Here is a 23,800-nt window from a genome sequence, read left to right as displayed (position 1 = left end):
ACGTCAGGCCTGATCTCCGGATTGTTCCAATCGTTTAATATAATCATAGATGGCAGTCTGCGCACGTACCTTACGCCGATTACCGCGGGGGACATAGCGGTTACTGAGTTCGGCATCAATATATCGTGCTTTCACCGTGTCGCTGAACAGCAATGCTAGGATATCCAGCACCTGTTTTTTCAGCCTGGGATCCAGCAAACCCACCGCCACCTCAATCCGATAATCGATATTGCGGGTCATCCAGTCCGCCGAGGAGAGGTAAACCTTTTTATCGCCGCCGTTTTCAAAGACATAAACCCTATCGTGCTCCAGATACCGGTCAACGACGCTGATGACGCGGATATTCTCACTGATGCCGGGTAAATCGGGAATTAACGAACACATACTGCGCACCATGATATTGATAGGTACGCCGACGCCGGAAGCGGCATAGAGGCGGTCGATAAGTCCCTGATCAACCAGGTTATTGATTTTTAGCGTAATGCCTGATGCAATGCCGGCCTGGGCATTGGCGATTTCCTGATCCACCATCTGGTACAGCATATGCCGCGAATTCTGCGGCGAGACCAGCAGATAATCGAAGCTCACCGGGCGATAGGGATTTTCAATAAAGTTGAATACCCGGCGGACTTCGTTGGTAATGCGCGGATCGGCGGTAATCAAGGAGTAATCGGTGTACAGCCGGGCGGTTTTTTCGTTGAAATTGCCGGTGCCGATATGGGCATAACGCACGATATCGTCGCCTTCATGGCGGCTGATTAAAAACAGCTTGGCATGGATCTTGAGCCCCGGCGCGGAGAAGATAACGTGCACCCCCGCTTCGGTGAGGCGCTTGGCCCAGTGGATATTGGCCTCCTCGTCGAAGCGCGCCTGCAGTTCCACCACCACCGTCACCTTCTTGCCGTTGTGGGCGGCGTGGATCATCGCATCGATAATGCGTGAATCCTTGGCGACGCGGTATATGTTGATTTTGATGGAGATGACGCTGGGATCAAACGAAGACTGGCGCAGCAATTCCAGCACGTGCTCAAAGGTGTGGTAAGGATAATACAGCAGGATATCGCGCTCGCGGATGGCGTCAAAGCCGTTGCGAAAATGCTCGAACCAGTTATGGCGCAGGCGGGGCAGGGGCTTATTCACCAGGTTGGCTTTGCCGACATTGGGGAAGGTAATGAAATCCTTGAAATTATGGTAGCGTCCGCCGGGGATGACCGAGTCATAGGATGAAATGCCGAGCTTGTCTTTCAGCATTTCCACCATGTCGTTGGGCATATCCCGCTGATAGACAAAACGCACCGGCTCGGCGGTCAGCCGCTGTTTCAAACTGGAGGACATAAGCTCCAGCAGGCTGGATTCCATTTCCGTCACCAGATCATACTCGGCGTCGCGGGTCATTTTCATCGAGTAGGCGTTGAGGGTGTCATAATCGAAAAAGCCGGTGAAAATATCGTCCAGGCAATAGCGAAGTATATTGTCCAGAAGGATCATCGGCTTGCGACGGCGCGGCGGTTCCGCCGGCAGATTGATAAAGCGGGGCACCTTGTCCGCCGGTATTTCCAGCAGCGCATAGCTGGTTTTCTGTCCGCGGATGATTTCCACCGCCAGGTAGGTGTAATCATCCTTCAGGAATTCCACCAGATTGGTGTCGTGCTGGATTAATATGGGCGTAACGTGCTGGCGGAGCTGATGCTTGAAATGGGAACGCAGCCACTCCTGCTGGTTGGGCGAAAGCTGGCGCTCGTTAATCAAAAATATCTGGTTGCGGGCCATTTCCAACAGCAGGTCATTATAAAGATTGTCAAATTCCTGCTCGGTATTGAGCACTTTAGACTGAATTTTATTAAGCAGATGGCGGGACGCCAGTTGCGAACCCTGTTCTTCGCTGATCAGAATCCGCCGCTTTAATTCGGCGAACCGGACTTTATAGAATTCATCAAGATTATTGGAGTAAATGCCCAGAAAACGCATGCGTTCGATAAGGGGATTGGTTTTGTCTGCGGCTTCTTGCAGTACCCGCTCGTTGAAAGATAACCAACTCAATTCTTTTTCGCTGTATAGCTTTTCCTGACCCATTGCCGCTCCGTTAATTTGTTCAGGAAGGAAGGTCCTGTGTTGTCATCATTATCGACTCCTAAGGGGTAAAGTCCATAACAACAATTGTCTAGAGATTGTCATCATAATATCTTACAGGCAACATAGGCTTCCTTCATCCGCCTAATCGGTGAGATTGTTCCTATATAACAGGATAATATGACAGAAAAACGGCTTTCCACACTGCAAACAGCGCGCCACCGCCGCATAAACGACCGTCTGACCCGTTGTATTGTCAGCGCCGGCGGTTTACTGGTGCTGCTGGCGCTGCTGCTGATGTTTTTCTATCTGTTATATGCGGTATTGCCCCTGTTCCGCTCCCCGGCCATCGAACCGGCGTCCGGCGTCGCGTTGCCTGCGTCATCGGCGCCGCTGGCCTGGGGCGCCGATGAATCTCTTTCCTGGGGATATGGCATCGATAAAGGCGGCCTGGGGCGGTTTATCCGGCTGCGGGACGGGGAAACGCCGGCGGCGGTGCCCCTGATGGCGGATTTTTCCTCCCTGGCGGCCGCCACGGGCGGACAGCCGCTGTATATCATGGCCGACCGCCGCGGCAATATCAGGGTAACGCGACCGGTGTTCAGCCCTCATCCGGCCGAAACGGCGCAATGGACTTTCCCCTTCGGCGAGGGGCTGCGCGCACTCAGCGATGACGGACTGCCGCTGCGCCATGTGACGCTGGCGCAAACGGATGACGATACGGCGACCATTGCGGCGCAATCGGCCTCCGGCGAAATTGTCTTAGCCCGCATCGGCGCCCGGGATAGGATACGCCGGCTGCCGCCGCCCCTTAACGCCGCCGTCGATGGATTATCCCTGTCCGCCGACGGACGCCAGCTGTATGTGGTGTCCGGCACGCGTCTGAGCCTTTATCAATGGGGGGACGACGGTACGCCGCGTCTGCGGGAGCAGGTGGCGCTGGCGGCCGGCGGGCCGGTGGAGATAACGCCCTTGCCCGCGGACGGTTCGCTGCTGGTGCGGGACAGTGAAGAGAAATTGACGTTATGGTCCGACGTGCCGGCGCCCGGCGGGAACCACCTCACCGCCATCCGGCGCTTTACCGGCCCGATCCGGCCCGGCGCGCAAATCATGGTTTCGCCGCAGCGGCCGCTGTTTGGCGTACTGGCCCCCAACGGTGACTTTTCGCTGTTCAGCGCCCGTGAAAGCAGCCGGCGCTGGTCCGCCAGGCTTCTTGCCGGGGCTCAGGCCGCCTTCGCGCCGCGGGAGGCCGGCATCGTGGCGGTGGACGGTCACGGATGGCACAGCTGGCGCCTTAGCCTGGGGTCTCCTGAAGTCAGCTGGCGCACGCTGACGCAAAAGGTCTGGTACGGACATTATCCCGCGCCGGCCTGGACCTGGCAGTCCACCTCCGCAGACGGCCGTGACAGCGGTAAATTCAGCCTGGTGCCGCTGCTGGCCGGCACCCTGAAGGCCGCCGGTTACGCTATGCTGTTCGCCACCCCGCTGGCTCTGGCCGCGGCGATGTATACCGCCTGGTTTATGGCGCCGGTATTGAGGCGCTGGGTCAAGCCCGCCATGGAAATCATGGGGGCGGTGCCCAGCGTGATTATCGGGCTGATCGCCGGTGTATGGCTGGCGCCCCATGTTACCCGGGTGCTGAGCGGCGTTTTACTGCTGCCGGCGGTGCTGCCGGCGGTGATATTGGCCGCCGGCTGGGGTGTAAGCCGGCTGCCGGCCGGTTGGCGCAACCGGTTCGCCCCTGGCTGGGATTGCCTGGTATTGCTGCCCCTGGCGGCGTTCACCGTCGTCCTGATGTGCCGTCTATCGCCGTGGATTGACCGGGTGCTGTTCGGCGTTCCCCTGTCGGAGCGGCTGGGTGAGCATTACAACCCGATGAATGCGCTGGTGGTGGGCATTGCCATGGGATTTGCCCTGATCCCGTTGATGTTCTCGCTGGCGGAGGATGCCTTGTTCAACGTTCCGGTGAGGCTGGTTCAAGGCTCGCTGGCCCTGGGCGCCACACCCTGGCAGACCTTGTTGGGCGTCACCCTGCCCACCGCCGGCGCCGGCCTGTTTTCGGCGCTGATCCTGGGGCTGGGCCGCGCCATTGGCGAAACCATGATTGTGCTGATGGCCAGCGGCAATATGCCGCGGGTTGACGGCAGCCTGTTTCAAGGACTGCGGGCGCTGGCGGCCAATATCGCCATTGAAATCCCGGAAGCGGCGCAAAACGGCGACCACTACCGCATATTGCTGCTTACCGCGCTGGTGCTGTTTGTATTCACTTTTCTGATTAACACCCTGGCAGAGGCGCTGCGAATGCGTTTGCGCGAGCGTTATCGGCAACAGGATGGAGAGAACGGATGAACGCCTGGTTTCGTTCCGGCCGTCCCTGGATTTGGCTTACCGCCGGTTCGGTCAGTATCAGTTTGCTGGCCATGCTGTCGTTGATTGCGCTGTTGAGCTGGCAGGCAATGCGGCTGTTCTGGCCTCAGCCGGTTTACCAGTTCCAGCTGAGCGCCATGGCCGGGCAACCGGGCCGATTGCTGGGGGAAATAGTCGCCGTCAGGGGACAAGGGGCTTCGGCCGGCAGCGGCGCGGCGCGGACGGAGGACGGGAGGAAATATGTGATTCGTATCGGCGGCACGGATGCGGATCGTGACTTTTATACCGTGGCGGCTGACCGGGTGAGCGCACGGCAACGCCCTGCCGATGTACTGGTGGTGCAGCGGAGCTTTTACAGTAAGGAATATGGTTATTTACAAGGAATGCTGGAAGACGGGCAGCCGCTGACCGCCGTCGATATGCCCCGCGCGCTGCGGCAACGATTGGCGCTGATGGAGACCCAGCGCCGGCTGGCACGGGAACTGCGCGGCGTCGAACGGTCAGGACTGGATCAGCGGGCGGAACGCCTGGATAGCCAGCGGCGGCAATGGATAAAGGCCGGGCAATGGTCGGCCCGCAATCAGGCGGACTTCGGCGCCGCGCAGGCTGAACTTGCGCGCCGGATGGACCAGGTGGACCGGCAACTGGCGACGGTGGAGAAAGAGCTGGATCGGGATCAGCTGGTGCTGCGGGACGCGGAGGGCGCCGTGCGGATGATACCGCTGCGGGAGATAGAAAGCGCCTGGTTTCCCAACCATATGACGACCCTGGAAAAAGTGCGGCTGTGGAGCGGACAGGTGAGCCGGTTTGTCGGTGGCTCGGGAGAAGACGCCGACGCCCGCGCCGGCGCTTTCCCGGCCATGGTGGGCACGCTGTTGCTGGTGATGCTGATGTCGGTGATGGTGATGCCGCTGGGGGTGATGGCGGCGATTTATCTGCATGAATATGCGCGTTCAAACTGGCTCACCCGCCTGATACGGATCTCGGTGGGCAATCTGGCGGGAGTGCCGTCCATCGTATACGGCGTTTTCGGGCTGGGATTTTTTGTGTATGTGCTGGGGGGGACGCTGGATAAGCTGTTTTATGCCGATGCCTTGCCCAACCCCACCTTCGGCACCCCCGGCCTGCTGTGGGCGTCGTTGACCCTGGCATTGCTGACGCTGCCGGTGGTTATCGTCGCTACCGAGGAGGGGCTGGAGCGTATCCCCTCTTCGCTGCGCCACGGATCGCTGGCCCTGGGAGCGACCCGGGCGGAGACCCTGTGGCGCGTGGTGCTGCCCGGCGCGGCGCCCGCCATGATAACCGGCCTGATTCTGGCGGTGGCCAGGGCGGCAGGCGAAACCGCTCCGCTGATGCTGGTGGGCGTGATAAAATCCGCCCCCATGCTGCCCATCGACGGCGTCTTTCCTTATCTACATCCGGAAAGGAAATTTATGCATCTTGGCTTTCAGATCTACGATATGGCGTTTCAAAGCCCGGACAGCGATGCCGCACGTCCGCTGCTGTTTGCCACGGCGCTGTTGCTGATACTTATTGTCATCGGACTGAACCTGGCGGCCATCGGCCTGCGCCACCGCCTGCGGGAAAAATACCGCGCGCTGACGCTTTAATGGAGAACAAGCCATGTCATTGGTAAAGCAGGGTATTTTCCCGCCGGTGCCGGATATCAGCCTGCTGGATGTCGGGCAAACGGCGCTGGAGGCGAAAAGCCTCGCGGTGTATTACAACGGACGGCCGGCGCTGGAGGATATCAGCCTGCGCATACCCAAGCGGCACATCACATCGCTTATCGGTCCCTCGGGCTGCGGCAAATCGACGTTGCTGCGCTGTTTTAACCGCATGAACGATCTTACCGAAGATTGCCGCGTAGAGGGAGAGGTCCGTCTGGGAGGAGAAAATATCTATCATCCGCAGCAGGACGTGGTGGCCTTGCGCCGGCGGGTGGGCATGGTATTCCAGCGCCCCAATCCTTTTCCGAAATCCATCTATGATAACGTGGTCTACGGCCTGCGGCTGCTGGGGATCCGCGATCGTAGGGCGTTGGATATCGCGGCTGAACAGGCGCTGCGCGCCGCCGCGCTGTGGCATGAAGTGAAGGATCGTCTGCGGGAAAACGCCTTCCGCCTCTCCAGCGGCCAGCAGCAGCGGCTGGTCATCGCCCGGGCCATTGCCGTCGAGCCGGAAATTTTATTGCTGGATGAGCCGACATCGGCGCTTGATCCCATCACCACGCTGACCATCGAGGAGCTGATGATCTCACTGAAAGCGCATTTCACCCTGGTGCTGGTGACGCATAACATGCAGCAGGCGGCGCGGGTATCGGATTATACCGCGTTTATCCACCAGGGCCGCCTGGTGGAATTCAGCGCCACTGATCGTTTGTTTACCTCGCCGGCGGAACGTAAAACCGAAGAGTATATTACCGGACGTCTGCGCTAGGCCTAATCCGCCGCGTAGCCGGCCGGCGGCAACGGCAGCCCGTCCAACCGCGCCATGCCGTCCCGCAATTCCAGGCGGCCCTGCAGCAGCCAACGGATAGCCAGGGGATAAATGGCGTGTTCCTGGGTTTTGACGCGCGCCGCCAGCTCCGCTTCATTATCGTCCGGAAACACCGGCACCTTCGCCTGCAAAATCACCGGCCCTCCGTCCAGTTCCTCGGTGACGAAGTGCACTGACGTGCCGTGTTCAGCATCACCGTTGGCCAAGACCTGGCGGTGGGTGTGCAGGCCGGGATAGCGCGGCAGCAGGGAAGGGTGGATATTCAGCAGCCGGCCCGCATAATGGCTGACAAACGCCGGCGACAGGATACGCATATAACCCGCCAGGATGACCGCGTCCGGCCGGTGTTCATCAATGCGTTCCATCAACGCCAGGTCAAAGGCGGCCCGATGGGGATAATCGCCGGGATTAAGGGCATGGGCCGGCAGGCTTCCCTGGGCGGCGCGCTGTAATCCGTAGGCATCGGCGCGGTTGCTGAACACCGCGGCGATCCGCGCCGGAATTTTACCGTCCCGGCAGGCATCCATTACCGCCTGAAGATTGCTGCCTTCGCCGGAGAGAAGCACGACAATCTTTTTCATCAGCGGATGATCACCCGGTCCTCGCCGGTAAGGGGTTCGATCTCCCCCAGCTTCCAGGCGGTTTCCCCCAGGGCGCCCAGCATAGCAAGCGCGCTGTCCGCGCTCTCGGCCGGAACCGCTATCACCATGCCGACGCCGCAGTTAAAGGTACGGTACATTTCATGGCGGCTTACGTTGCCGGCCTGCTGCAGCCAATGGAATACCGCCGGCCACTGCCAGCTGCTTTCGTTAATCACCGCACGGGTATCCGCCGGCAATACCCGGGGGATGTTCTCCCAAAAACCGCCGCCGGTAAGATGGGCGATGGCATGGATTTCCGTCTGGGCGATAAGCTGCAGCAGCGCCTTGACGTAGATGCGGGTAGGCTGCAGCAGATGATCCGCCAAAGGCGCGCCCTCAAGCTGCGTTTGCAGCGGATCGGTCTGGCTGAACTCCAGAATTTTACGCACCAGTGAGTAGCCGTTGGAGTGCGGACCGCTGGAAGCCAGAGCCAGCAGCGTATCCCCCGCCCGGACTTTACTGCCGTCGATGATCTCTGATTTCTCCACCACGCCGACGCAGAAACCGGCGACATCATAATCCTCACCGTGGTACATGCCGGGCATTTCCGCCGTTTCGCCCCCCACCAGCGCGCAGCCGGCCTGCTTGCAGCCCTCCGCGATGCCGGTGATGACCTGGGCGGCGGTATCCACATCCAGTTTTCCTGTAGCGAAGTAATCAAGGAAAAACAGCGGTTCGGCTCCCTGCACCACCAGATCATTCACACACATCGCCACCAGATCGATACCTATGGTATCGTGACGTTGCAGATCCATCGCCAGACGCAGTTTCGTGCCGACACCGTCGGTGCCGGAAACCAGAATCGGCTCGCGGTATTTCTGCGGTATCGCGCACAGCGCACCGAAGCCACCCAGCCCGCCCATGACTTCGGGACGTTTCGTCTGTTTCACCACACCTTTAATGCGGTCTACCAATGCGTTGCCGGCATCGATATCCACACCTGCGTCTTTATAGCTGAGAGAGGTTTTTTCGGTCACTGCAAGATCCCCACGGAGATGATATGTTGCGGTTTAAATAGGGCGCGGGCAATTCTAACAGCGCGGGCAAACGTTTGCGAGTGGTGTTGTCAAACCATTTGGCTTTTCATTGTCTATAGTGAATTTTAATAATCCATTGATCGGGATCAGCTATTTTCATAGGGCGCGGCAAAAAAAAGGGGTTATAATCTCGCGATTTTTTTGACCGTTCAATGCTTCCTGGGGAGAGTAATGATGAAGATCGTTGAAGTAAAACACCCGCTCGTTAAACACAAGCTTGGTTTAATGCGTGAAAATGACATCAGCACCAAGCGTTTTCGCGAATTGGCATCGGAAGTGGGTAGTTTACTGACCTATGTGGCAACCGCCGATCTCGAGACTGAAAAAGTCACCATCGAGGGTTGGTGCGGTCCGGTTGAAATCGATCAGATCAAGGGCAAAAAAATTACCGTCGTGCCTATCCTCCGCGCCGGCCTGGGCATGATGGACGGCGTATTGGAAAACGTCCCCAGCGCGCGTATCAGCGTGGTGGGCATCTACCGCAACGAGACCACGCTCAAGCCGGTGCCCTATTTTCAAAAGCTGGTGTCGGATATCAACGAGCGCATGGCCCTGGTGGTGGATCCTATGCTTGCCACCGGCGGCTCGATGATTGCCACAATCGATCTGCTGAAAAAGGCCGGCTGCAAAGCTATCAAGGTGCTGGTACTGGTGGCGGCGCCGGAAGGGCTGGCGGCGCTGGAAGCGGCGCATCCCGATATTGAACTCTACACGGCGGCCATTGACGAGGGCCTCAACGAGCAAGGCTACATCATGCCGGGCCTCGGCGATGCGGGCGATAAGTTATTCGGTACCAAATAACATCAAGCCGACCGGAAGGGTCGGTTTTTTTTGATTTTAAATTGAGGAACTCACATGACCCGTCGCGCCATCGCAGTGGATGAACGCCCGCCGTTGCTGCAAACCATCCCATTGAGCTTACAACACCTGTTCGCCATGTTCGGCGCCACCGTCCTGGTGCCGATTTTATTCAAAATCAATCCCGCCACCGTGCTGTTGTTCAACGGCATCGGCACCCTGCTGTATCTGTTCATTTGCAAAGGAAAAATCCCGGCCTATCTGGGGTCAAGCTTTGCCTTTATATCGCCGGTGCTGCTGCTGCTGCCGATGGGATACGAATCGGCCCTCGGGGGCTTTATCGCCTGCGGCGCGCTGTTTTGCATCGTGGCATGGATTGTCAAAGTGGCCGGCACCGGCTGGATCGAGGTGGTATTCCCGCCGGCGGCGATGGGAGCCATCGTATCGGTTATCGGCCTGGAACTGGCGGGCGTTGCGGCCAATATGGCGGGGCTACTGCCTGCCGACGGGGCAAGCGTTGATCACTCCACCGTCATCATTTCCATGGTGACCCTGGCGGTGACGGTGCTGGGGTCCGTACTGTTCCGCGGTTTCCTGGCGATTATCCCGATCCTTATCGGGGTACTGGCGGGTTATGCCCTGGCCTGGTTTATGGGCGCGGTGGACTTATCGCCGGTGGCGGCCGCGCACTGGTTTGCCATGCCGACCTTTTACACACCGCGTTTTGAATGGGTGGCCATTCTGACCATCCTGCCGGCGGCGCTGGTGGTGATTGCCGAGCATATCGGCCATCTGGTGGTCACCGCCAATATCGTCAAGCGCGATCTCCTGCGCGATCCCGGCCTGCATCGTTCAATGTTCGCCAATGGCGTTTCCACCATGCTTTCAGGCTTTTTCGGCTCCACCCCCAACACCACCTACGGCGAGAATATCGGCGTCATGGCCATCACCAAGGTTTACAGCACCTGGGTAATCGGCGGCGCGGCGATATTCGCCATCCTATTGTCATGTATCGGCAAGCTTGCCGCGGCGATCCAGGCGGTGCCGGTCCCGGTGATGGGGGGCGTCTCGCTGCTGCTGTACGGGGTGATTGCCGCCTCGGGGATCCGGGTACTGATTGAATCGAAAGTGGATTATAACAAGCCGCAAAATCTCATCCTGACCTCGGTCATCCTGATTATCGGCGTCAGCGGCGCGAAAATACATATCGGCGCCGCCGAACTGAAGGGCATGGCCCTGGCTACCGTCGTGGGTATCGGCTTGAGCCTGCTATTCAAGGTGATTACCCTGGTCCGCGGTGAAGAAGTGATAATCGACGCTGACAGCACGCCGGTCCTTGACGCCGCCAATCTGGAAAAGCCGGAACGCTAGACCCGCGATCACCCTGCGTGAAGCGGACATGTTAAAGGGAGACCGTGACAATGGGGCCGAAGCCGCCGTCCGGCGGCGGCCGAAGTGCCCCATGGCGCGGTAGGCCCGCGATCGCCGCGCGTGAAGCGGACATGTTGAAGGGAGCGCGCCTGTCCTGATATTGATTTTCCGCTGGAGCGGCATCTTGCCGCGGTGCAGGAAAGGATTAGCCCACCGGCGGTGCCGGAAATAAAGCTTTATGAGCTACGTCGCCGCTACCGGCAGAAACGCATGAACGAATGCAGTATCTTGACGGCATTACGTTCGCCCGTCGTCGAATAAAACATTACTCATTCTTTTATCAGACTGACCATTAATGATAACTTGTCATAATATCCGTCACTATATTTCTTGGCAGGATTATTCCTTTGGCATAAGCCACCTCTATTTCCATATAAGCGGCCATTAATGTAATAGTATAATTAATCAAATCCAGTTTCAGGGCGACCTTTTCTAAAAACGGGAAATGCCGGGTAATAATTTCAGCATCATTCGTATTGATAAACCCTTGTTTATACGGCTTAAGCAGTAGTGCGGCAACCTCTTCCCTGCTATGTCCGCTCACGTAGGCAAGCCGGATAATTAATACCGTTAATAACGGCGGGGCGCCGGCCGATGTGGTCTGATTGTTTAAGTTATTTATGATTTCCGAGCACTCCAACGGCTGATGTTTCATGTTCTTTACTCCCTGCAATATTCATTGAAATAGCTAATCGGATGGTTTTAAAAAAACTTCAATTCCATTAATACCCCATGGGAACGATAAGCCTCTCCTGTCACGGAACAAACGAGGTTTGCCGTTCCCAATGAGCGTTATGATAAAAAAAGATTTCTAGTTACTTATGGAAAAACGGATTATGTATCAGGCAAATTAACTTTGCCAAGCCATCCTTTCCATATTATCCCCTTTTGAATTTTATGTTAAACTAAACCTGTTATCCTGCCTGTTTGCATTGAGGTAATTCTGACTACGCCGGCACAACTCTCTTTACCGCTTTATCTGCCAGATGACGAAACGTTCGCCAGCTTTTATGCGGGTGAAAATCTGTCGCTGCTGGCGGCATTGCACAGCATGTTAACCGAAGAGCACGGGAGTTATCTTTACTTCTGGTCCCGCACGGGGGGCGGGCGCAGCCATTTGATGCACGCCGCCTGCGCCGAACTCTCCGGCCGCGGGGAAGCCGTCGGCTATGTGCCGCTGGATAAACGGACCTGGTTCGTGCCGGAGGTAATGGACGGCATGGAGCAACTGGCGCTGGTCACCATTGATAATATTGAATGCATCGCCGGTGACGAGCCTTGGGAAATGGCTATTTTCAATCTCTACAACCGGATACAGGAAACCGGGCGAACCCGTCTCATCATCAGCGGCAACTGCCCGCCGCGCCAGCTGAAACTGAACCTGCCGGATTTGGCCTCGCGTCTGGATTGGGGACAAATCTACCGGCTTCAGCCTTTGTCCGACGAGGAGAAAGGCGCCGCCCTGCAGCTGCGGGCCAAACTGCGTGGTTTCGAGCTGCCGGAAGACGTCAGCCGTTTTCTGCTTAAACGGCTGGAGCGGGATATGCGGACCTTGTCACAAACCCTGGATCAGCTCGATCACGCCTCCATCAGTGCCCAGCGCAAGCTGACCATTCCCTTTGTCAAAGAGATTTTGCATTTATAAAGGCGGCGCTCAACGGCGCCCGAACCGTCGATAACCACAGGGCGTCCCGCCCTCAGACTGCCGACAAAGGTATTTGGAGTCAACAAGGCGGGACAGGCTGCCGGAAGAGTAAACCGTCCGCGCCAAGGATGGCGCGGATCGAGCCTACAAGGATGTATTCACGGCGTGTTTACGATCTGGCAGCCTGTTCCGACCGGGCATTTTGTCAACAAGCTCAGGGCGTCCTGCCCTCAGGATTTCTGGTAAGGCTTGAAGCGTTTTTCCAAATCCCGCAGCTGATCGATCCGGGCATCGTAACGGGCCTGTTGCAGACTGCCCAATTTCACCAGCGAGCTGGCATTGCTTAATGCCCGGACGGCCTGATCGAGCTGGCCGTTCAGCGCCAGGCTTTCCGCGCGCGCCGCCAGTTCCTGATCCCTCATTCCCAAGCCGGCGCAGGCTTGCGCCAGGAGATCCCAGCCGTTGGTATCGTCTTGATGATTGAAGGTGTAACGGTTAAGAAGATGGATGGCATCATTATAACGATGGCCTTCCACGTAAGCGTTCGCCAGATTAAGCAGCAAAACCGGATTGGCGGAATTGTCCTGTACCTTTACCAGCGCCTCCAGCCGGGCAATGGCCTGAGGCGCGCGCTGCTGCGCCAGGTCGATATCGGTCATCAAATCCACGAACCAGATACTGGCCGGCTGTTTGCTGAGCAGCGGTTGCAGGGATCGGCGGGCATCGTCGTATTTTTTCGCCTCTAGAAACAGCACCGCTTCACCATATTGCGCGGCGATTTGCTGACGCGCGTTGCCCTTTTTCCAGTGGGTGAGGGTGTCGTCCCCCAGAACGTTGTTGGTGGTGCTGTACATGCCGAGAATCCGCGCCTTGGCCAGATAAAAGTCCTGTGACGAATCCATCACCACATGCCGCATCTGGTTGGCCCGGTTGCGGATATCCGCCAGGCGGCTCATCGGCAGGGGGTGGGTCAACAGCATTTCCGGCGGGGTAGTGGAATAATGGGTATCGTCCGCCAGCTTTTGCAAAAAATCAGGCATGGCCTGCGGATCAAAACCGGAGCGCTGCAACACCTGAATGCCGACGCGATCCGCTTCCTGCTCGTTGCCCTGGGTAAAGCTGATGATTCCCTGCTGCGTCCCGGCGAGGGTACCGCTGAGCGCCGCCATGCCCATTTGCGGGTTAGCCATGGTCAGCAATATGGACCCCAGCGCGCCGGCCCAGGTCAGAGGCGCGCTGCGTTTTTGATCTTCCATGGCGCGCGCCAGGTGGCGCTGGGTCACATGGGATATTTCATGGGCCAGCACCGAGGCTAGCTGGCTTTCGTTATCGGTATAGCGGAATATCGCCGAATGCACCACCACGTTGCCGCCGAAAAAGGCAAAGGCGTTCAGTTCGTCGTTGCGGATCAGGAAGAAGTGAAACGGGAAATTCACCGAATGGGCATGGGACACCAGAATGTTGCCCAGATGGTTGATATAGGCCTCGAGCAGGGGGTCGTTAATCAGGGGCGAATTGCCGCGCAACTGACGGACATAAAAATCCCCCATCTGTATTTCCTGGCCGATGCTCAGCGTGCTGCCGGCCGTGGTGCCCATATCGGGCAACTGGTCCGAATCATCAGCCAACAGAAACGGGCAATAGGTCAGGGCCATGGCGGCCAGCAGGCCGGCGATAAGGCTGTTTTTCATCCTTGGTAGCATAAACTCCATCCTCTACCTGAGCCGTAGCGATACAGTCTTTGACAGCGACGGCAACTAAGCGTTCTGGCTTTTTTTCGCGCCGGCAAGCACTGACCGGCCCGCAGGCCGGACAATCATGGCCGGCATGATGAATCAGGCGCCTTTAAGGTAGGCCAGCACGATATCGTGATGGTTACTGGTTTTGAAGTCGTCGAACACCTTCTCAATCTTGCCGTCGAGTCCGATCAGGAAGCTAATGCGATGTATGCCGTCATAGGTTTTACCCATAAAGGATTTTTCACCCCATACGCCGAATTCTTCGGCCACGCTGTGATCGGCATCGGACAACAGGGTGAAATTAAGCAGTTCTTTCTCAACGAATTTCGACAGCTTTTCCGGTTTGTCGGTGCTGATGCCGAGAACTTCCACGCCCGATTTATGCAGTTCGTCCATATTATCACGCAGCCCGCAGGCTTGCACGGTACAGCCAGGGGTCATGGCCTTGGGATAAAAGTAAACCAATACTTTTTGTCCCTGGAAGTCGGTCAGACTAACCTGTTCACCGTCCTGATCGGGCAAGCTAAATTTCGGCGCAGTATCACCGGCTTTCAGTGGCGTCATTGCAATACTCCATCTATCTATTAATTCTTTGGATGATTCACAACACTAATACTGCCTTGCGCATTCAGTTCTGTACAGAGTTGATGAAACGTATCTTCGATCTCTCCCACCGGCCGATCCGACGAGCCATGGGCGGTAATCTGGATATAAAGCCGCGGCGGATGTTCACCCTGAGCCGGCTGCGTTTTGGAAACCAGCTCGGCGATATTCATATGATGGCTGTCGAACAAATCGGTAAAACGCTCAATCAGGTGGGGGGAATCCTCCACTTCCACCTTAACCCAGACCGTGGTGGGCGTCTCTTTTTGTTCACTGGCGACGGTTCGTTTCATCACGATAAGCAAATCCAGGTCGACACCCTGGAGGGGCAGGGTGGATTCGATAAGCGTGATGGCGTTCCAACTGCCGGATAACAACATGATCAGCGTGAATTCTTCCCCCAGCATGGCGAGGCGGCTATCTTCAATATTACAGCCACACCCGCTGACATGCCGGGTGATGGTATTGACAATACCGGGACGGTCGGTGCCCAGCGCGGTGATGACCAGATAATGTTGTTGTTGCTGCGGCAAAATTGCGCTTCCTGTCCAGCGAGATGTGATTTACATGGTAACCCTAAAAAAAACCTGCTGCCAAGGGCTTACATGACCGATGTTTGCTTGCTTTTGGATAGGTGACAAAAGTACCATGAATAACCTGTTTGTGGAGGGGATGGTCAATGTTTACGGGAAGCATAGTTGCACTGGTTACACCAATGGATGACAAGGGTGCCGTCGATTGGGCGAGTTTAAAAAAATTAATCGATTATCATGTCGCCAGCGGAACGTCGGCGATAGTCTCCGTCGGCACCACCGGCGAGTCATCCACCCTGAGCCACGATGAGCATGGCGAAGTGGTGATGCGGACCCTGGAACTGAGCGACGGCCGCATCCCGGTGATCGCCGGCACCGGCGCCAATTCAACCTCGGAAGCGATTTGCCTGACGCAGCGTTTTAACAACAGCGGCGTGGTGGGATGCCTGACGGTGACGCCTTATTACAACAAACCGACCCAGGAAGGCCTGTTCCAGCATTTCAAGGCGATCGCCGAACACACAGACTTGCCGCAAATCCTGTATAATGTGCCGTCGCGTACCGGTTGTGATATGTTGCCGCCCACGATTGCGCGTTTGTCCAAAATTAAAAATATCGTCGCGGTAAAAGAAGCCACGGGGAACTTAAACCGTGTCAGCCAGATCCAAGAGCTGGTTGATGATGATTTTATCCTGCTCAGCGGGGACGATTCCACTGGGCTGGACTTCATGCAACTGGGCGGCAGGGGCGTGATTTCCGTCACGGCGAACGTCGCCGCCCGCGAAATGGCGCAAATGTGCGCGCTGGCGGCGCAGGGCAATTTTCTTGAAGCGCGCCGGTTGAATCAGCGCCTGATGCCGTTGCATCAGAAATTATTTATAGAATCCAACCCAATTCCCGTTAAGTGGGCCTGTAAAGCATTGGGATTAATGGCAACCGATACGTTACGTTTGCCGATGACGCCGCTGACCGAGAATGATAGCCGTGTTGTTGAACAAGCGTTAACGGATGCCGGTTTGCTGTAACTCTGTTAGGGAGAATTGATGGCTTATTCATTACAAAAGTCGGTGGTGGCAAAAGTGGTGGGCGCGTCGTTGTTCATGCTGCTTGCGGCCTGTACCAGCGATCAGCGTTATAAACGTCAGGTAAACGGCAATGAAGATTACCTGCAGGCACCGGCACTTAGCGCGCTTAACAGTCCATCCGGTATGATTCTGCCCGTTGAGAACGGGGATTACGAAGTACCCCCCGGATCGCTGAAAGGCCAGGTAGGCAAGGAACTGGATGTCCGGCCGCCGGCGCAGCCATTGGCTTTGTTGGACGGTTCCCGTTCGCAGTATAGCGGCGATACCGCGGTCATCCAGATTGAAAACAGCGCGCAGGCCCGGGATTTGTGGTCGCGGGTCGTGGGTGTGGTGCAAAGCAAGGGCTACACCATCGCCTCCCGCCAGGACGCCGACCAGACATTAAACACCGATTGGGTGCAATGGTCCCGTGCCGACGAGGATGTGCAATATCGCGGCCGCTACCAGGTGAGCCTGCGTACCGAGGGTTATCAAACCTCGCTGATGGTTAAGTCACTGGCGCTTGAACAGCAAAACAACCCGGTGGCGGCGCCGGCCATGGTCCAGCGTTACACCGTGTCGATGCTGAACAGCGTGGCGCAGGGGCTCGAACAGCTCAACGAGGATCAGGACAAGAGCCGGATATCCGGCCAGACCGCCGATTTAAGCGTTGAAAGCGGGGCGGATGACTCCGGTCTGCCGCTGCTGGTGGTGCGCTCATCCTATGCGGTGGTGTGGCAGCATCTGCCGTCGGCGCTGGATAAGATCGGCATGAAGGTGAAGGATACCAGCCGTCCGCTGGGGACCATCTCCGTCACCTATGATTCTCCGAGCAGCGGTACCTGGGATGACCTGGGCGCCAAAGACCCCGGCCTGGTTAACGGCGATTACAAGCTGCAGGTGGGAGATCTGGGCAACCGCAGCACCCTGCAGTTTACCGATCCCAAAGGCCATACCCTCACCCAGTCGCAAAACGACGCCCTGGTGCAGGTATTCCAGGCGGCTCTCAGCAAGTCGTCTACCCACTAATCCAAAAAAGGGGCCGGCGCCCCTTTTTTTTATCGTTAAGCGTTATTTGCAATTGGAGTGAATCAAGATGCAAAAGTTAGCTGAGTTGTATCGCGGAAAGGCGAAAACGGTCTATACCACCCAGGATCCGGATTTGCTGATTTTAGAATTCCGCAATGATACGTCAGCATTGGATGGCCAACGTATTGAACAATTCGAGCGTAAGGGCTTGGTTAATAATAAATTCAACTATTTTATCATGACCAAACTCGCCGAAGCCGGTATTCCCACGCAAATGGTCCGCCTGTTGTCGGATACCGAGGTACTGGTTAAAAAATTATCCATGATTCCGGTAGAGTGCGTCGTGCGCAACCGCGCGGCCGGATCCCTGGTGAAACGTCTGGGCATCAAAGAAGGCGAGATCCTCAATCCGCCGCTGTTCGATATGTTTTTGAAGAACGACGCCATGCACGATCCGATGATTAACGAATCTTACTGCGCCACCTTCGGCTGGGCGAGCGAAGCGCATCTGGCCCGTATGAAGCAGTTGACCTATCAGGCCAATGACGTTTTGAGCAAGATTTTTGACGATGCGGGCCTGATCCTGGTGGATTTCAAGCTGGAATTCGGTTTGTTCCAGGGCGAGGTGGTGCTCGGCGATGAATTCTCGCCGGACGGCAGCCGTTTGTGGGATAAAGCCACTCTCAATAAGATGGACAAGGATCGTTTCCGTCAAAGTCTGGGCGGCGTGATTGAAGCCTATGAGGAAGTCGCACACCGTATCGGCGTTGAACTGGACTGACACGCAATCGTTTCCCTCTACCTCTGTGAGGCGGCGTAATGGTACCGCCGGCGCGTTGAGCCCAGCGCTCCCCCGGCGGGTACCGGCATAAACAGACCCGCCGGCGGGCGGGAGAGCAAGAGTGACGGGCCGTTGCCGCCGCGCTGGCGGCGTTTTGCCCTGTATGATAATCCGGGATGAAATTCTCATGACTTTTTTGGATCCGACGCTACTGATTTTACTGGCGCTGGCGGCACTGGGCATTATCAGCCATAACAACACCGTCACGGTGGCCATCCTGTTCTTGCTTATCGTCCGTCTGACCCCGTTGAGCCATTTTTTTCCCTGGGTGGAAAAGCAGGGACTGACCCTCGGTATTATCATCCTGACCATCGGTGTTATGGCCCCCATAGCCAGCGGCACGATTTCCGCCAGCAGCGTCATGCACTCTTTTTTGCATTGGAAATCCCTGCTGGCCATTTTGATCGGGGTGCTGGTTTCCTGGCTGGGCGGCCGCGGTGTTTCCCTGATGTCGAGCCAGCCTTCGGTGGTGGCCGGCCTGCTGGTGGGCACGGTGCTTGGGGTGGCGCTGCTGCGCGGCGTGCCGGTAGGCCCGTTGATTGCCGCCGGTCTTTTGTCATTAGTGATTGGCAAACATTGATATGCCCGGCCTGTCGCCTGCTATGGCGGACTGGTTGGCCGAGACCGCGGCATCCATGCGCCGTTCCGGCATCCGGCGGCTGCTGGTATTAAGCGGCGACCCGCTTTGGAGCGCTTCGCTGGTCCGCGAGCTGCGCCAGCTGTTGCCCGGCGATTGGCTTTGGGTTGGCCGGGCGGAAGACGGCGCCGGTATCACGGTTACCCCGGCCGCCATTAAATCCCTGCTGGGACGCGAGTTTCAGCATGGGGTCTTCGACGCCCGCACCGGTCTGGCGGCGGACGCCCTGGCGGCATTGGCCGGGATGCTCACCGCCGGCAGCTGGCTGGTTTTGCTCACCCCCCCCTGGGATGACTGGCCCTTGCTGCCCGACCGGGATTCCCTGCGCTGGAGCGAACAGCCCGAGCCTATCGCCACCCCTTCATTTATTCATCATTTCCAGCACAGCCTGCAGCACTGCCATGAAACGGCGCTGTTTAGGCAGCATCAAACCCCTTCGCTGCCGGTGTGGGCGGCGCGGCCCCGGTGGCAGCCGCCCAAGGGTGGACCGACGGTTGAACAACAAGCCCTGCTGGAACGGCTCCTGGCGGCGCAGAGCGGCATTTATGTGTTGACCGCCCCGCGCGGGCGCGGCAAATCCACCCTGGCCGGCATGCTGGCGGCCGGGACCAAGGCACGCTGTTGGGTGGCGGCCCCGGCCAGGCAGGCCGCCGATGTGCTGGCGCAATACGCGGCGAACCGGGCCAGGTTTTTCTCGCCCGATGCGCTGCTGGAGCATTGCCGCACCCATCCGGCCGCGGACTGGCTGCTGGTGGATGAGGCCGCCGCCATTCCTCTGCCGTTATTGCGGCAGCTGATAAGCTATTTTCCACGGGTCTTGCTGACCACCACGGTACAGGGCTACGAAGGCACCGGCCGCGGGTTTCTGCTGAAGTTCTGCGCCTCGCTGCCGCAGTGGCACAGTCTGACACTACAACAGCCGCTGCGCTGGGCCGCCGCCGATCCGTTGGAATCCTGGCTGGCGGAGGCGCTGCTGCTGGATCCCGTTTCATCCGGGGGCGGCGGCAACCCTCGCTTATCGTGCAACCCGCCGGACTCCGCCGGACCTGTGCCCATCCCGGCTCCGCAGGAACCTGGTGGCGTCGAGCCGGCGCAAGACCTGTCACTACATCATCATGGCGACGAGCCGGCGCAAGACCGTTCATCCGGATATTATGGCGGCGCGCCGTCTTTTAGCGAGCCGGGGCAGGAGAGCTGGGAGCGGCATCCGCAGACCCTGAGGGCGTTTTACGATTTGCTTACCGGCGCCCACTACCGCACCTCGCCGCTGGATCTGCGCCGCCTGATGGATGCCCCCGGCCAGCATTTTATTGTCGCACGTAGCCAGGATGCAGTGATTGGCGGGCTATGGACGGTGGACGAGGGCGGTTTAACGCCCGAGATGGCCCATGAGGTTTGGGCGGGACGACGCCGCCCGCCGGGCAATCTGGTGGCGCAGTCCCTGGCGGCTCATGGCGGCATCCGGACCGCGGCGCAGCTGCTATCCCGCCGGGTAAGCCGGATAGCGGTGGCCGCCGCTCACCGTCGCCGGGGCGTGGGGCGGGAATTATTGCGCCAGGCGCGTATGCGGGCGGCGGAAGACGGCCTGGATTTCCTGTCGGTGAGTTTCGGCCTCACCGATGAGTTGCGGCAATTCTGGCAGGCGTCCGGATTTAGGTTAGTCCATATCGGATCCCGTCTTGAGGCCAGCAGCGGATGCTATAGCGCCATGGCGCTGCTGCCCCTCAGCGCCGCCGGGCAGCGAATGACGCAGCGGGCAGAGGTGAGATTCGCCCGGGCACAGAGGCTATCGACTGATGATGGCGGATGGGAACTGGATGATGGCGACTGGCGGGATCTGGCCGGTTTTGCCTTTGCCCACCGGCCGCCGGAAGCCTGCCGGGCCGCGTTGCTGCGTCTGCTGCGGCTCTCCCCGCTGCCGCTGCCGGCCCTGCGCGGCGAGTTGGAGCAGCGGCTCGGCGACGCCGAGATGGTGACCCGCATCGGCGTTACCGGCAAAAAGGCGTTATTGATCCACCGGCGGGAGGAAACCGCGGCGGCGCTGCTGTCGCTGGATGAAAAAGCCTGCGGCATCTGGCGACGGGTAAGTGAACCCGGCGGCTACCTGGCAGACGTAAGCGATATCTAAAAAGTCCTGGTGGTTCCCCGGCCGGCGGCTATTTCTTTTTCGGCCAGTCATCGTCCTCATCCCATTTGGCGTTATTGTCCCGATGGGGCGGCAACTCCGGCTTGTCTTTAAGGTAGCGCTTGACATCCACCCGGCGCAGTTCCTTGATACCGGAAATCAGCATGCCCGCCAGCAGGATCAAGATGATCCACCAATATTTCGCCAACCATTCCATGATATTACTCCTTATCGACATTGCCGATATAACGGCGAAAAATGGCCGGTAACTGCGGAAGAATCCACGTTGACCCCGCCACTTCATACTCTTTCCATGACGCCGACACAATGTCCGGCGTTAACAAGCATTCGGCCTGGCAGGCCAGCGGACGATAACTCAGATGCCAGGGTTCTATGGCGACACCGCCGCGATCGCGGGCGTAAGGACGATAAAAACCATAGTCCGCCATATGTTCGGTTAACCACTCGGTCAACGGGGCGAAATAGCCCCCGGGCTGATACTCCGCCGGGGTCAATTGCAATGTGCGGCCGGCGGGCAGCAGATCGGGATCGTAAACGTCAACGTCGCTGCCCCAATGGTGGCGGCTGGTGCCGGGCAGGGCCGACCAGCGCAATATGGCTTCACAACGCTCCGGTACGCTCAGGCTTTGACTGTCCAGCGGACGGCTCTCTTTATCTAATAATGGTCGCCGACCGTGAAATTTTCCATTCCAGATAGCCAATTGCCGGTCAAAATCGCGAAAACTGCTGGCGGGCCGCAGATTGAATCCCTGCAATCTGCCGGCCTGCCGCAGGCCGTTAAACGCGGCCGCGGCCTCCGATTGCAGACGATGCCCCTCGGAAAGGAGGATCACATGCCGGTCGGTTTGGCCGGTAAGCATATCCGGGGTCATCATAGGACCAATTGCTCCATAATGCGCTGATACATTCGGCTCAGCAATTGCAGGTCGGCGGCGCTGACGCACTCATTCACTTTATGGATGGTGGCGTTCACCGGCCCCAGCTCCACCACCTGGGCGCCCAGGCGGGCAATAAATCTGCCGTCCGACGTGCCGCCGGTGGTTTCCAGGGAAGGGGTGAATTCCTGGTAATGCTCCACCGCGTTGACCACCGCCTCCACCAGTTCGCCGCGGGCGGTAAGAAAAGGCTGGCCGGATAACCACCAGTCAAGGCTGTAGCGCAGGCCGTGGCGCTGCAGCAAGGCCTCCACCTGGGATCGGATTTGTCCGTCGGTCAGCTCGGTGCTGAAGCGGAAATTAAACTGCACCTTGAGCTCACCGGGGATCACGTTATTGCTGCCGCTGCCGGCCTGGATATTGGCAATCTGCATCGTGGTGGGGGGGAAAAACGCATTGCCCCGATCCCAGACGGTGGATACCAGTTCATTCAGCGCCGGTATGGCGCGATGCACCGGATTATCCGCCAATTGCGGATAGGCCACATGGCCCTGGATACCCTGGACCACCAGATTGGCGGTCAGGGAACCGCGCCGGCCGTTTTTCACGATATCCCCGACATGCCGGTGGCTTGAAGGTTCTCCCACCAGGCAATAATCCAGATGTTCTCCGCGCGCCATCAGCGCTTCCACCACCTTTACCGTGCCATTGACGGCGGTGCTTTCCTCATCGGAGGTGACAAGAAACGCCAGCCGTCCCCGATGATCCGGATGCTGGGCGACAAAGCGCTCGGCGGCCACGGTCATGGCGGCCAGCGAACCTTTCATATCGGCGGCGCCCCGGCCGTATAGCATACCGTCGCGCAGAGCGGGTTCGAAGGGAGGCGTAAACCAGTGCTCCCCGTTGCCGCCCGGAACCACGTCGGTATGGCCGGCAAAGGCCAGGGTCCGCCCCTCGCCGCGCCAGGCCCAAAAGTTCAGGGTATCGCCGAACGGCATCGGCTCAACGGTGAAACCGGCAGCCTGAAGACGGGATATCAGCAGCGCCTGGCAGCCCGCATCGTCGGGACTCAGGGAAGGCCGCCTGATAAGCTGTTGGGTTAATTCCAGAACCGGACAGGCCATATTACACCCCCCGGCCGGTAAATTTCTGATACTCCGCCGGGTCAAAACCCACCAGCAGGGCGCCGTCCTGCCGCTGCAAAACCGGACGTTTGATAATGGCCGGCTGGCTTAACATCAATGCCAGCGCCCCGGCGGCATCTTCGGCCTGCCTGCGCTGCTCCTCGCTGAGCTTGCGCCAGGTGGTGCCGCGGGTATTCAGCAGCACTCGCCAGTCGGTCCGCCGGATAAAGCCCTGCAGCAGTTCGCTGGTTACGCCGTCGGCCCGGTAATCATGAAACCGGTAGGGAAGCTGCGCCTCGTCGAGCCAGCGTCGGGCCTTTTTCATCGTATCGCAGTTTTTAATTCCGTAGATCGTTAATGAGACATCTTGCTCATGCATGGGGAAAGGCTACCTTTATCAGAATGACCTTCATAATGCGTGAAAACGGAGTATGAATCCAGACAAGGGTAAACCTCTCGGCTTTGGACGGTCAATGGGGAGACGTCTTTCCCAGGACAATAGCCTTCCGCTCATTGTCATAACCAGGGTTTTAAACTGATTTAATTCCTACATCAGGCATAATCCCGCTAATGACCTTATTAAATATAATGATATTTTCGACCAGGGGGCCGGTGGTGTTATTAATCAGGTAATAAAAAGGAAGGGGTATATAATTGTCGCTTTTCGCATAAATCGGCCGCTGCGGCAATCGGAAGAGGAAATAACTTTCATTAATGCTGT

Annotated in this window: 22 protein-coding genes; 11 read left to right on the top strand and 11 right to left on the bottom strand. The window is 58.0% G+C overall.

The features are described from left to right. Window positions 1–3: 3 nt before the first annotated feature. On the bottom strand, window positions 4–2,073 hold the full coding sequence (ppk1, locus tag ACL2XJ_RS27485) for a polyphosphate kinase 1 (protein ID WP_413725194.1): 2,070 nt from the start codon (window positions 2,071–2,073) through the stop codon (window positions 4–6). Between the two features lie 177 nt (window positions 2,074–2,250). On the opposite strand from ppk1, the gene ACL2XJ_RS27480 reads away from it, so the two are divergent. From ACL2XJ_RS27480 to pstB, 3 genes are read left to right on the top strand one after another with little or no spacing between them, the layout of a single operon-like run. Continuing rightward, window positions 2,251–4,419 carry a phosphate ABC transporter permease gene (locus ACL2XJ_RS27480; protein ID WP_413725193.1) on the top strand — a complete coding sequence of 723 codons (2,169 nt, stop codon included), beginning with the start codon at window positions 2,251–2,253 and terminating at the stop codon, window positions 4,417–4,419. Further along, complete coding sequence (gene pstA / locus ACL2XJ_RS27475; protein WP_413725192.1) at window positions 4,416–6,047, top strand: phosphate ABC transporter permease PstA; 1,632 nt, start codon at window positions 4,416–4,418, stop codon at window positions 6,045–6,047. The genes ACL2XJ_RS27480 and pstA overlap by 4 nt, the downstream gene beginning before the upstream one ends. A 13-nt stretch (window positions 6,048–6,060) precedes the next feature. Then, on the top strand, window positions 6,061–6,876 hold the full coding sequence (pstB, locus tag ACL2XJ_RS27470) for a phosphate ABC transporter ATP-binding protein PstB (RefSeq protein WP_132926963.1): 816 nt from the start codon (window positions 6,061–6,063) through the stop codon (window positions 6,874–6,876). Between the two features lie 2 nt (window positions 6,877–6,878). Here the strand turns inward: pstB and purN are convergent, their stop codons facing one another. Together purN and purM are read right to left on the bottom strand one after the other, a co-directional pair. Next, a complete protein-coding gene (gene purN, locus ACL2XJ_RS27465; RefSeq protein WP_413725191.1) occupies window positions 6,879–7,517 on the bottom strand; it encodes a phosphoribosylglycinamide formyltransferase in 639 nt (212 codons plus the stop codon). Continuing rightward, window positions 7,517–8,554, bottom strand: a complete 1,038-nt coding sequence (purM, locus tag ACL2XJ_RS27460; protein WP_413725190.1) for a phosphoribosylformylglycinamidine cyclo-ligase — start codon at window positions 8,552–8,554, stop codon at window positions 7,517–7,519. Before purM ends, purN begins: the two co-directional genes overlap by 1 nt. A 234-nt stretch (window positions 8,555–8,788) precedes the next feature. Here purM and upp point away from each other — a divergent pair, with 234 nt between their 5' ends. Then, complete coding sequence (gene upp / locus ACL2XJ_RS27455) at window positions 8,789–9,415, top strand: uracil phosphoribosyltransferase (protein ID WP_132928055.1); 627 nt, start codon at window positions 8,789–8,791, stop codon at window positions 9,413–9,415. Between the two features lie 54 nt (window positions 9,416–9,469). Continuing rightward, window positions 9,470–10,783, top strand: a complete 1,314-nt coding sequence (gene uraA, locus ACL2XJ_RS27450) for a uracil permease (protein WP_132926969.1) — start codon at window positions 9,470–9,472, stop codon at window positions 10,781–10,783. A gap of 352 nt (window positions 10,784–11,135) precedes the next feature. Here the strand turns inward: uraA and ACL2XJ_RS27445 are convergent, their stop codons facing one another. Further along, window positions 11,136–11,498, bottom strand: coding sequence for a hypothetical protein (locus ACL2XJ_RS27445; protein ID WP_413725189.1), 363 nt, complete (start codon window positions 11,496–11,498; stop codon window positions 11,136–11,138). 276 nt (window positions 11,499–11,774) lie between these two features. Here ACL2XJ_RS27445 and hda point away from each other — a divergent pair, with 276 nt between their 5' ends. Continuing rightward, window positions 11,775–12,488, top strand: a complete 714-nt coding sequence (hda, locus tag ACL2XJ_RS27440; protein WP_413726985.1) for a DnaA inactivator Hda — start codon at window positions 11,775–11,777, stop codon at window positions 12,486–12,488. A gap of 230 nt (window positions 12,489–12,718) precedes the next feature. On the opposite strand, the gene ACL2XJ_RS27435 is transcribed toward hda, so the two are convergent. The 3 genes from ACL2XJ_RS27435 to ACL2XJ_RS27425 form a co-directional block, all read right to left on the bottom strand. Then, on the bottom strand, window positions 12,719–14,191 hold the full coding sequence (locus tag ACL2XJ_RS27435; RefSeq protein ID WP_413725188.1) for a M48 family metalloprotease: 1,473 nt from the start codon (window positions 14,189–14,191) through the stop codon (window positions 12,719–12,721). Between the two features lie 132 nt (window positions 14,192–14,323). Continuing rightward, window positions 14,324–14,791: a thioredoxin-dependent thiol peroxidase gene (gene bcp / locus ACL2XJ_RS27430; RefSeq protein ID WP_132926976.1), complete on the bottom strand. Its 468-nt coding sequence runs from the start codon at window positions 14,789–14,791 to the stop codon at window positions 14,324–14,326. A gap of 20 nt (window positions 14,792–14,811) precedes the next feature. Further along, a complete protein-coding gene (locus tag ACL2XJ_RS27425; protein ID WP_413725187.1) occupies window positions 14,812–15,363 on the bottom strand; it encodes a glycine cleavage system transcriptional repressor in 552 nt (183 codons plus the stop codon). A 146-nt stretch (window positions 15,364–15,509) separates the two neighbouring features. Between ACL2XJ_RS27425 and dapA the strand changes: the two genes are divergently transcribed. From dapA to ACL2XJ_RS27400, 5 genes are all read left to right on the top strand, one after another. After that, window positions 15,510–16,388, top strand: a complete 879-nt coding sequence (gene dapA / locus ACL2XJ_RS27420; RefSeq protein WP_132926980.1) for a 4-hydroxy-tetrahydrodipicolinate synthase — start codon at window positions 15,510–15,512, stop codon at window positions 16,386–16,388. A gap of 18 nt (window positions 16,389–16,406) precedes the next feature. Then, window positions 16,407–17,456 (top strand): outer membrane protein assembly factor BamC, encoded by a 1,050-nt coding sequence (bamC, locus tag ACL2XJ_RS27415; protein ID WP_132926981.1) that lies wholly within the window; start codon window positions 16,407–16,409, stop codon window positions 17,454–17,456. Window positions 17,457–17,523: 67 nt separating this feature from the next. Then, window positions 17,524–18,237 carry a phosphoribosylaminoimidazolesuccinocarboxamide synthase gene (gene purC / locus ACL2XJ_RS27410; RefSeq protein ID WP_203523651.1) on the top strand — a complete coding sequence of 238 codons (714 nt, stop codon included), beginning with the start codon at window positions 17,524–17,526 and terminating at the stop codon, window positions 18,235–18,237. Window positions 18,238–18,424: 187 nt separating this feature from the next. Next, window positions 18,425–18,877, top strand: coding sequence for a DUF441 domain-containing protein (locus ACL2XJ_RS27405; RefSeq protein WP_132926985.1), 453 nt, complete (start codon window positions 18,425–18,427; stop codon window positions 18,875–18,877). A 22-nt stretch (window positions 18,878–18,899) separates the two neighbouring features. Further along, complete coding sequence (locus ACL2XJ_RS27400; protein ID WP_413725186.1) at window positions 18,900–21,062, top strand: tRNA(Met) cytidine acetyltransferase TmcA; 2,163 nt, start codon at window positions 18,900–18,902, stop codon at window positions 21,060–21,062. A 28-nt stretch (window positions 21,063–21,090) separates the two neighbouring features. On the opposite strand, the gene ACL2XJ_RS27395 is transcribed toward ACL2XJ_RS27400, so the two are convergent. From ACL2XJ_RS27395 to ACL2XJ_RS27380, 4 genes are read right to left on the bottom strand one after another with little or no spacing between them, the layout of a single operon-like run. After that, the gene (locus ACL2XJ_RS27395; protein ID WP_132926988.1) at window positions 21,091–21,276 is read right to left on the bottom strand and encodes a YpfN family protein; all 186 of its coding nucleotides are present in this window, start codon (window positions 21,274–21,276) and stop codon (window positions 21,091–21,093) included. A 4-nt stretch (window positions 21,277–21,280) separates the two neighbouring features. After that, window positions 21,281–21,955, bottom strand: a complete 675-nt coding sequence (locus tag ACL2XJ_RS27390) for a M15 family metallopeptidase (protein WP_413725185.1) — start codon at window positions 21,953–21,955, stop codon at window positions 21,281–21,283. Continuing rightward, window positions 21,952–23,079 carry a succinyl-diaminopimelate desuccinylase gene (gene dapE / locus ACL2XJ_RS27385; protein WP_132926992.1) on the bottom strand — a complete coding sequence of 376 codons (1,128 nt, stop codon included), beginning with the start codon at window positions 23,077–23,079 and terminating at the stop codon, window positions 21,952–21,954. Before dapE ends, ACL2XJ_RS27390 begins: the two co-directional genes overlap by 4 nt. Before the next feature lies 1 nt (window position 23,080). Continuing rightward, window positions 23,081–23,458, bottom strand: coding sequence for an ArsC family reductase (locus ACL2XJ_RS27380; protein ID WP_413725184.1), 378 nt, complete (start codon window positions 23,456–23,458; stop codon window positions 23,081–23,083). Window positions 23,459–23,800 lie beyond the last annotated feature (342 nt).

This window comes from Sodalis sp. RH16 (assembly GCF_047324245.1).
Lineage (GTDB): Bacteria > Pseudomonadota > Gammaproteobacteria > Enterobacterales > Enterobacteriaceae > Acerihabitans > Acerihabitans ligni.
Note: the sequence above shows the minus strand (reverse complement) of the source record. Positions and strands in the feature narration are given on the sequence as shown.

What these genes read in the sequence shown, in the direction of transcription:
- ppk1 (WP_413725194.1), bottom strand. Translation starts at nt 2,073, where the DNA reads ATGGGTCAGGAAAAGCTATACAGCGAAAAAGAATTGAGTTGGTTATCT.
- ACL2XJ_RS27480 (WP_413725193.1), top strand. Translation starts at nt 2,251, where the DNA reads ATGACAGAAAAACGGCTTTCCACACTGCAAACAGCGCGCCACCGCCGC.
- pstA (WP_413725192.1), top strand. Translation starts at nt 4,416, where the DNA reads ATGAACGCCTGGTTTCGTTCCGGCCGTCCCTGGATTTGGCTTACCGCC.
- pstB (WP_132926963.1), top strand. Translation starts at nt 6,061, where the DNA reads ATGTCATTGGTAAAGCAGGGTATTTTCCCGCCGGTGCCGGATATCAGC.
- purN (WP_413725191.1), bottom strand. Translation starts at nt 7,517, where the DNA reads ATGAAAAAGATTGTCGTGCTTCTCTCCGGCGAAGGCAGCAATCTTCAG.
- upp (WP_132928055.1), top strand. Translation starts at nt 8,789, where the DNA reads ATGAAGATCGTTGAAGTAAAACACCCGCTCGTTAAACACAAGCTTGGT.
- uraA (WP_132926969.1), top strand. Translation starts at nt 9,470, where the DNA reads ATGACCCGTCGCGCCATCGCAGTGGATGAACGCCCGCCGTTGCTGCAA.
- ACL2XJ_RS27445 (WP_413725189.1), bottom strand. Translation starts at nt 11,498, where the DNA reads ATGAAACATCAGCCGTTGGAGTGCTCGGAAATCATAAATAACTTAAAC.
- ACL2XJ_RS27435 (WP_413725188.1), bottom strand. Translation starts at nt 14,191, where the DNA reads ATGCTACCAAGGATGAAAAACAGCCTTATCGCCGGCCTGCTGGCCGCC.
- bcp (WP_132926976.1), bottom strand. Translation starts at nt 14,791, where the DNA reads ATGACGCCACTGAAAGCCGGTGATACTGCGCCGAAATTTAGCTTGCCC.
- dapA (WP_132926980.1), top strand. Translation starts at nt 15,510, where the DNA reads ATGTTTACGGGAAGCATAGTTGCACTGGTTACACCAATGGATGACAAG.
- bamC (WP_132926981.1), top strand. Translation starts at nt 16,407, where the DNA reads ATGGCTTATTCATTACAAAAGTCGGTGGTGGCAAAAGTGGTGGGCGCG.
- purC (WP_203523651.1), top strand. Translation starts at nt 17,524, where the DNA reads ATGCAAAAGTTAGCTGAGTTGTATCGCGGAAAGGCGAAAACGGTCTAT.
- ACL2XJ_RS27405 (WP_132926985.1), top strand. Translation starts at nt 18,425, where the DNA reads ATGACTTTTTTGGATCCGACGCTACTGATTTTACTGGCGCTGGCGGCA.
- ACL2XJ_RS27400 (WP_413725186.1), top strand. Translation starts at nt 18,900, where the DNA reads ATGGCGGACTGGTTGGCCGAGACCGCGGCATCCATGCGCCGTTCCGGC.
- ACL2XJ_RS27395 (WP_132926988.1), bottom strand. Translation starts at nt 21,276, where the DNA reads ATGGAATGGTTGGCGAAATATTGGTGGATCATCTTGATCCTGCTGGCG.
- ACL2XJ_RS27390 (WP_413725185.1), bottom strand. Translation starts at nt 21,955, where the DNA reads ATGATGACCCCGGATATGCTTACCGGCCAAACCGACCGGCATGTGATC.
- dapE (WP_132926992.1), bottom strand. Translation starts at nt 23,079, where the DNA reads ATGGCCTGTCCGGTTCTGGAATTAACCCAACAGCTTATCAGGCGGCCT.
- ACL2XJ_RS27380 (WP_413725184.1), bottom strand. Translation starts at nt 23,458, where the DNA reads ATGCATGAGCAAGATGTCTCATTAACGATCTACGGAATTAAAAACTGC.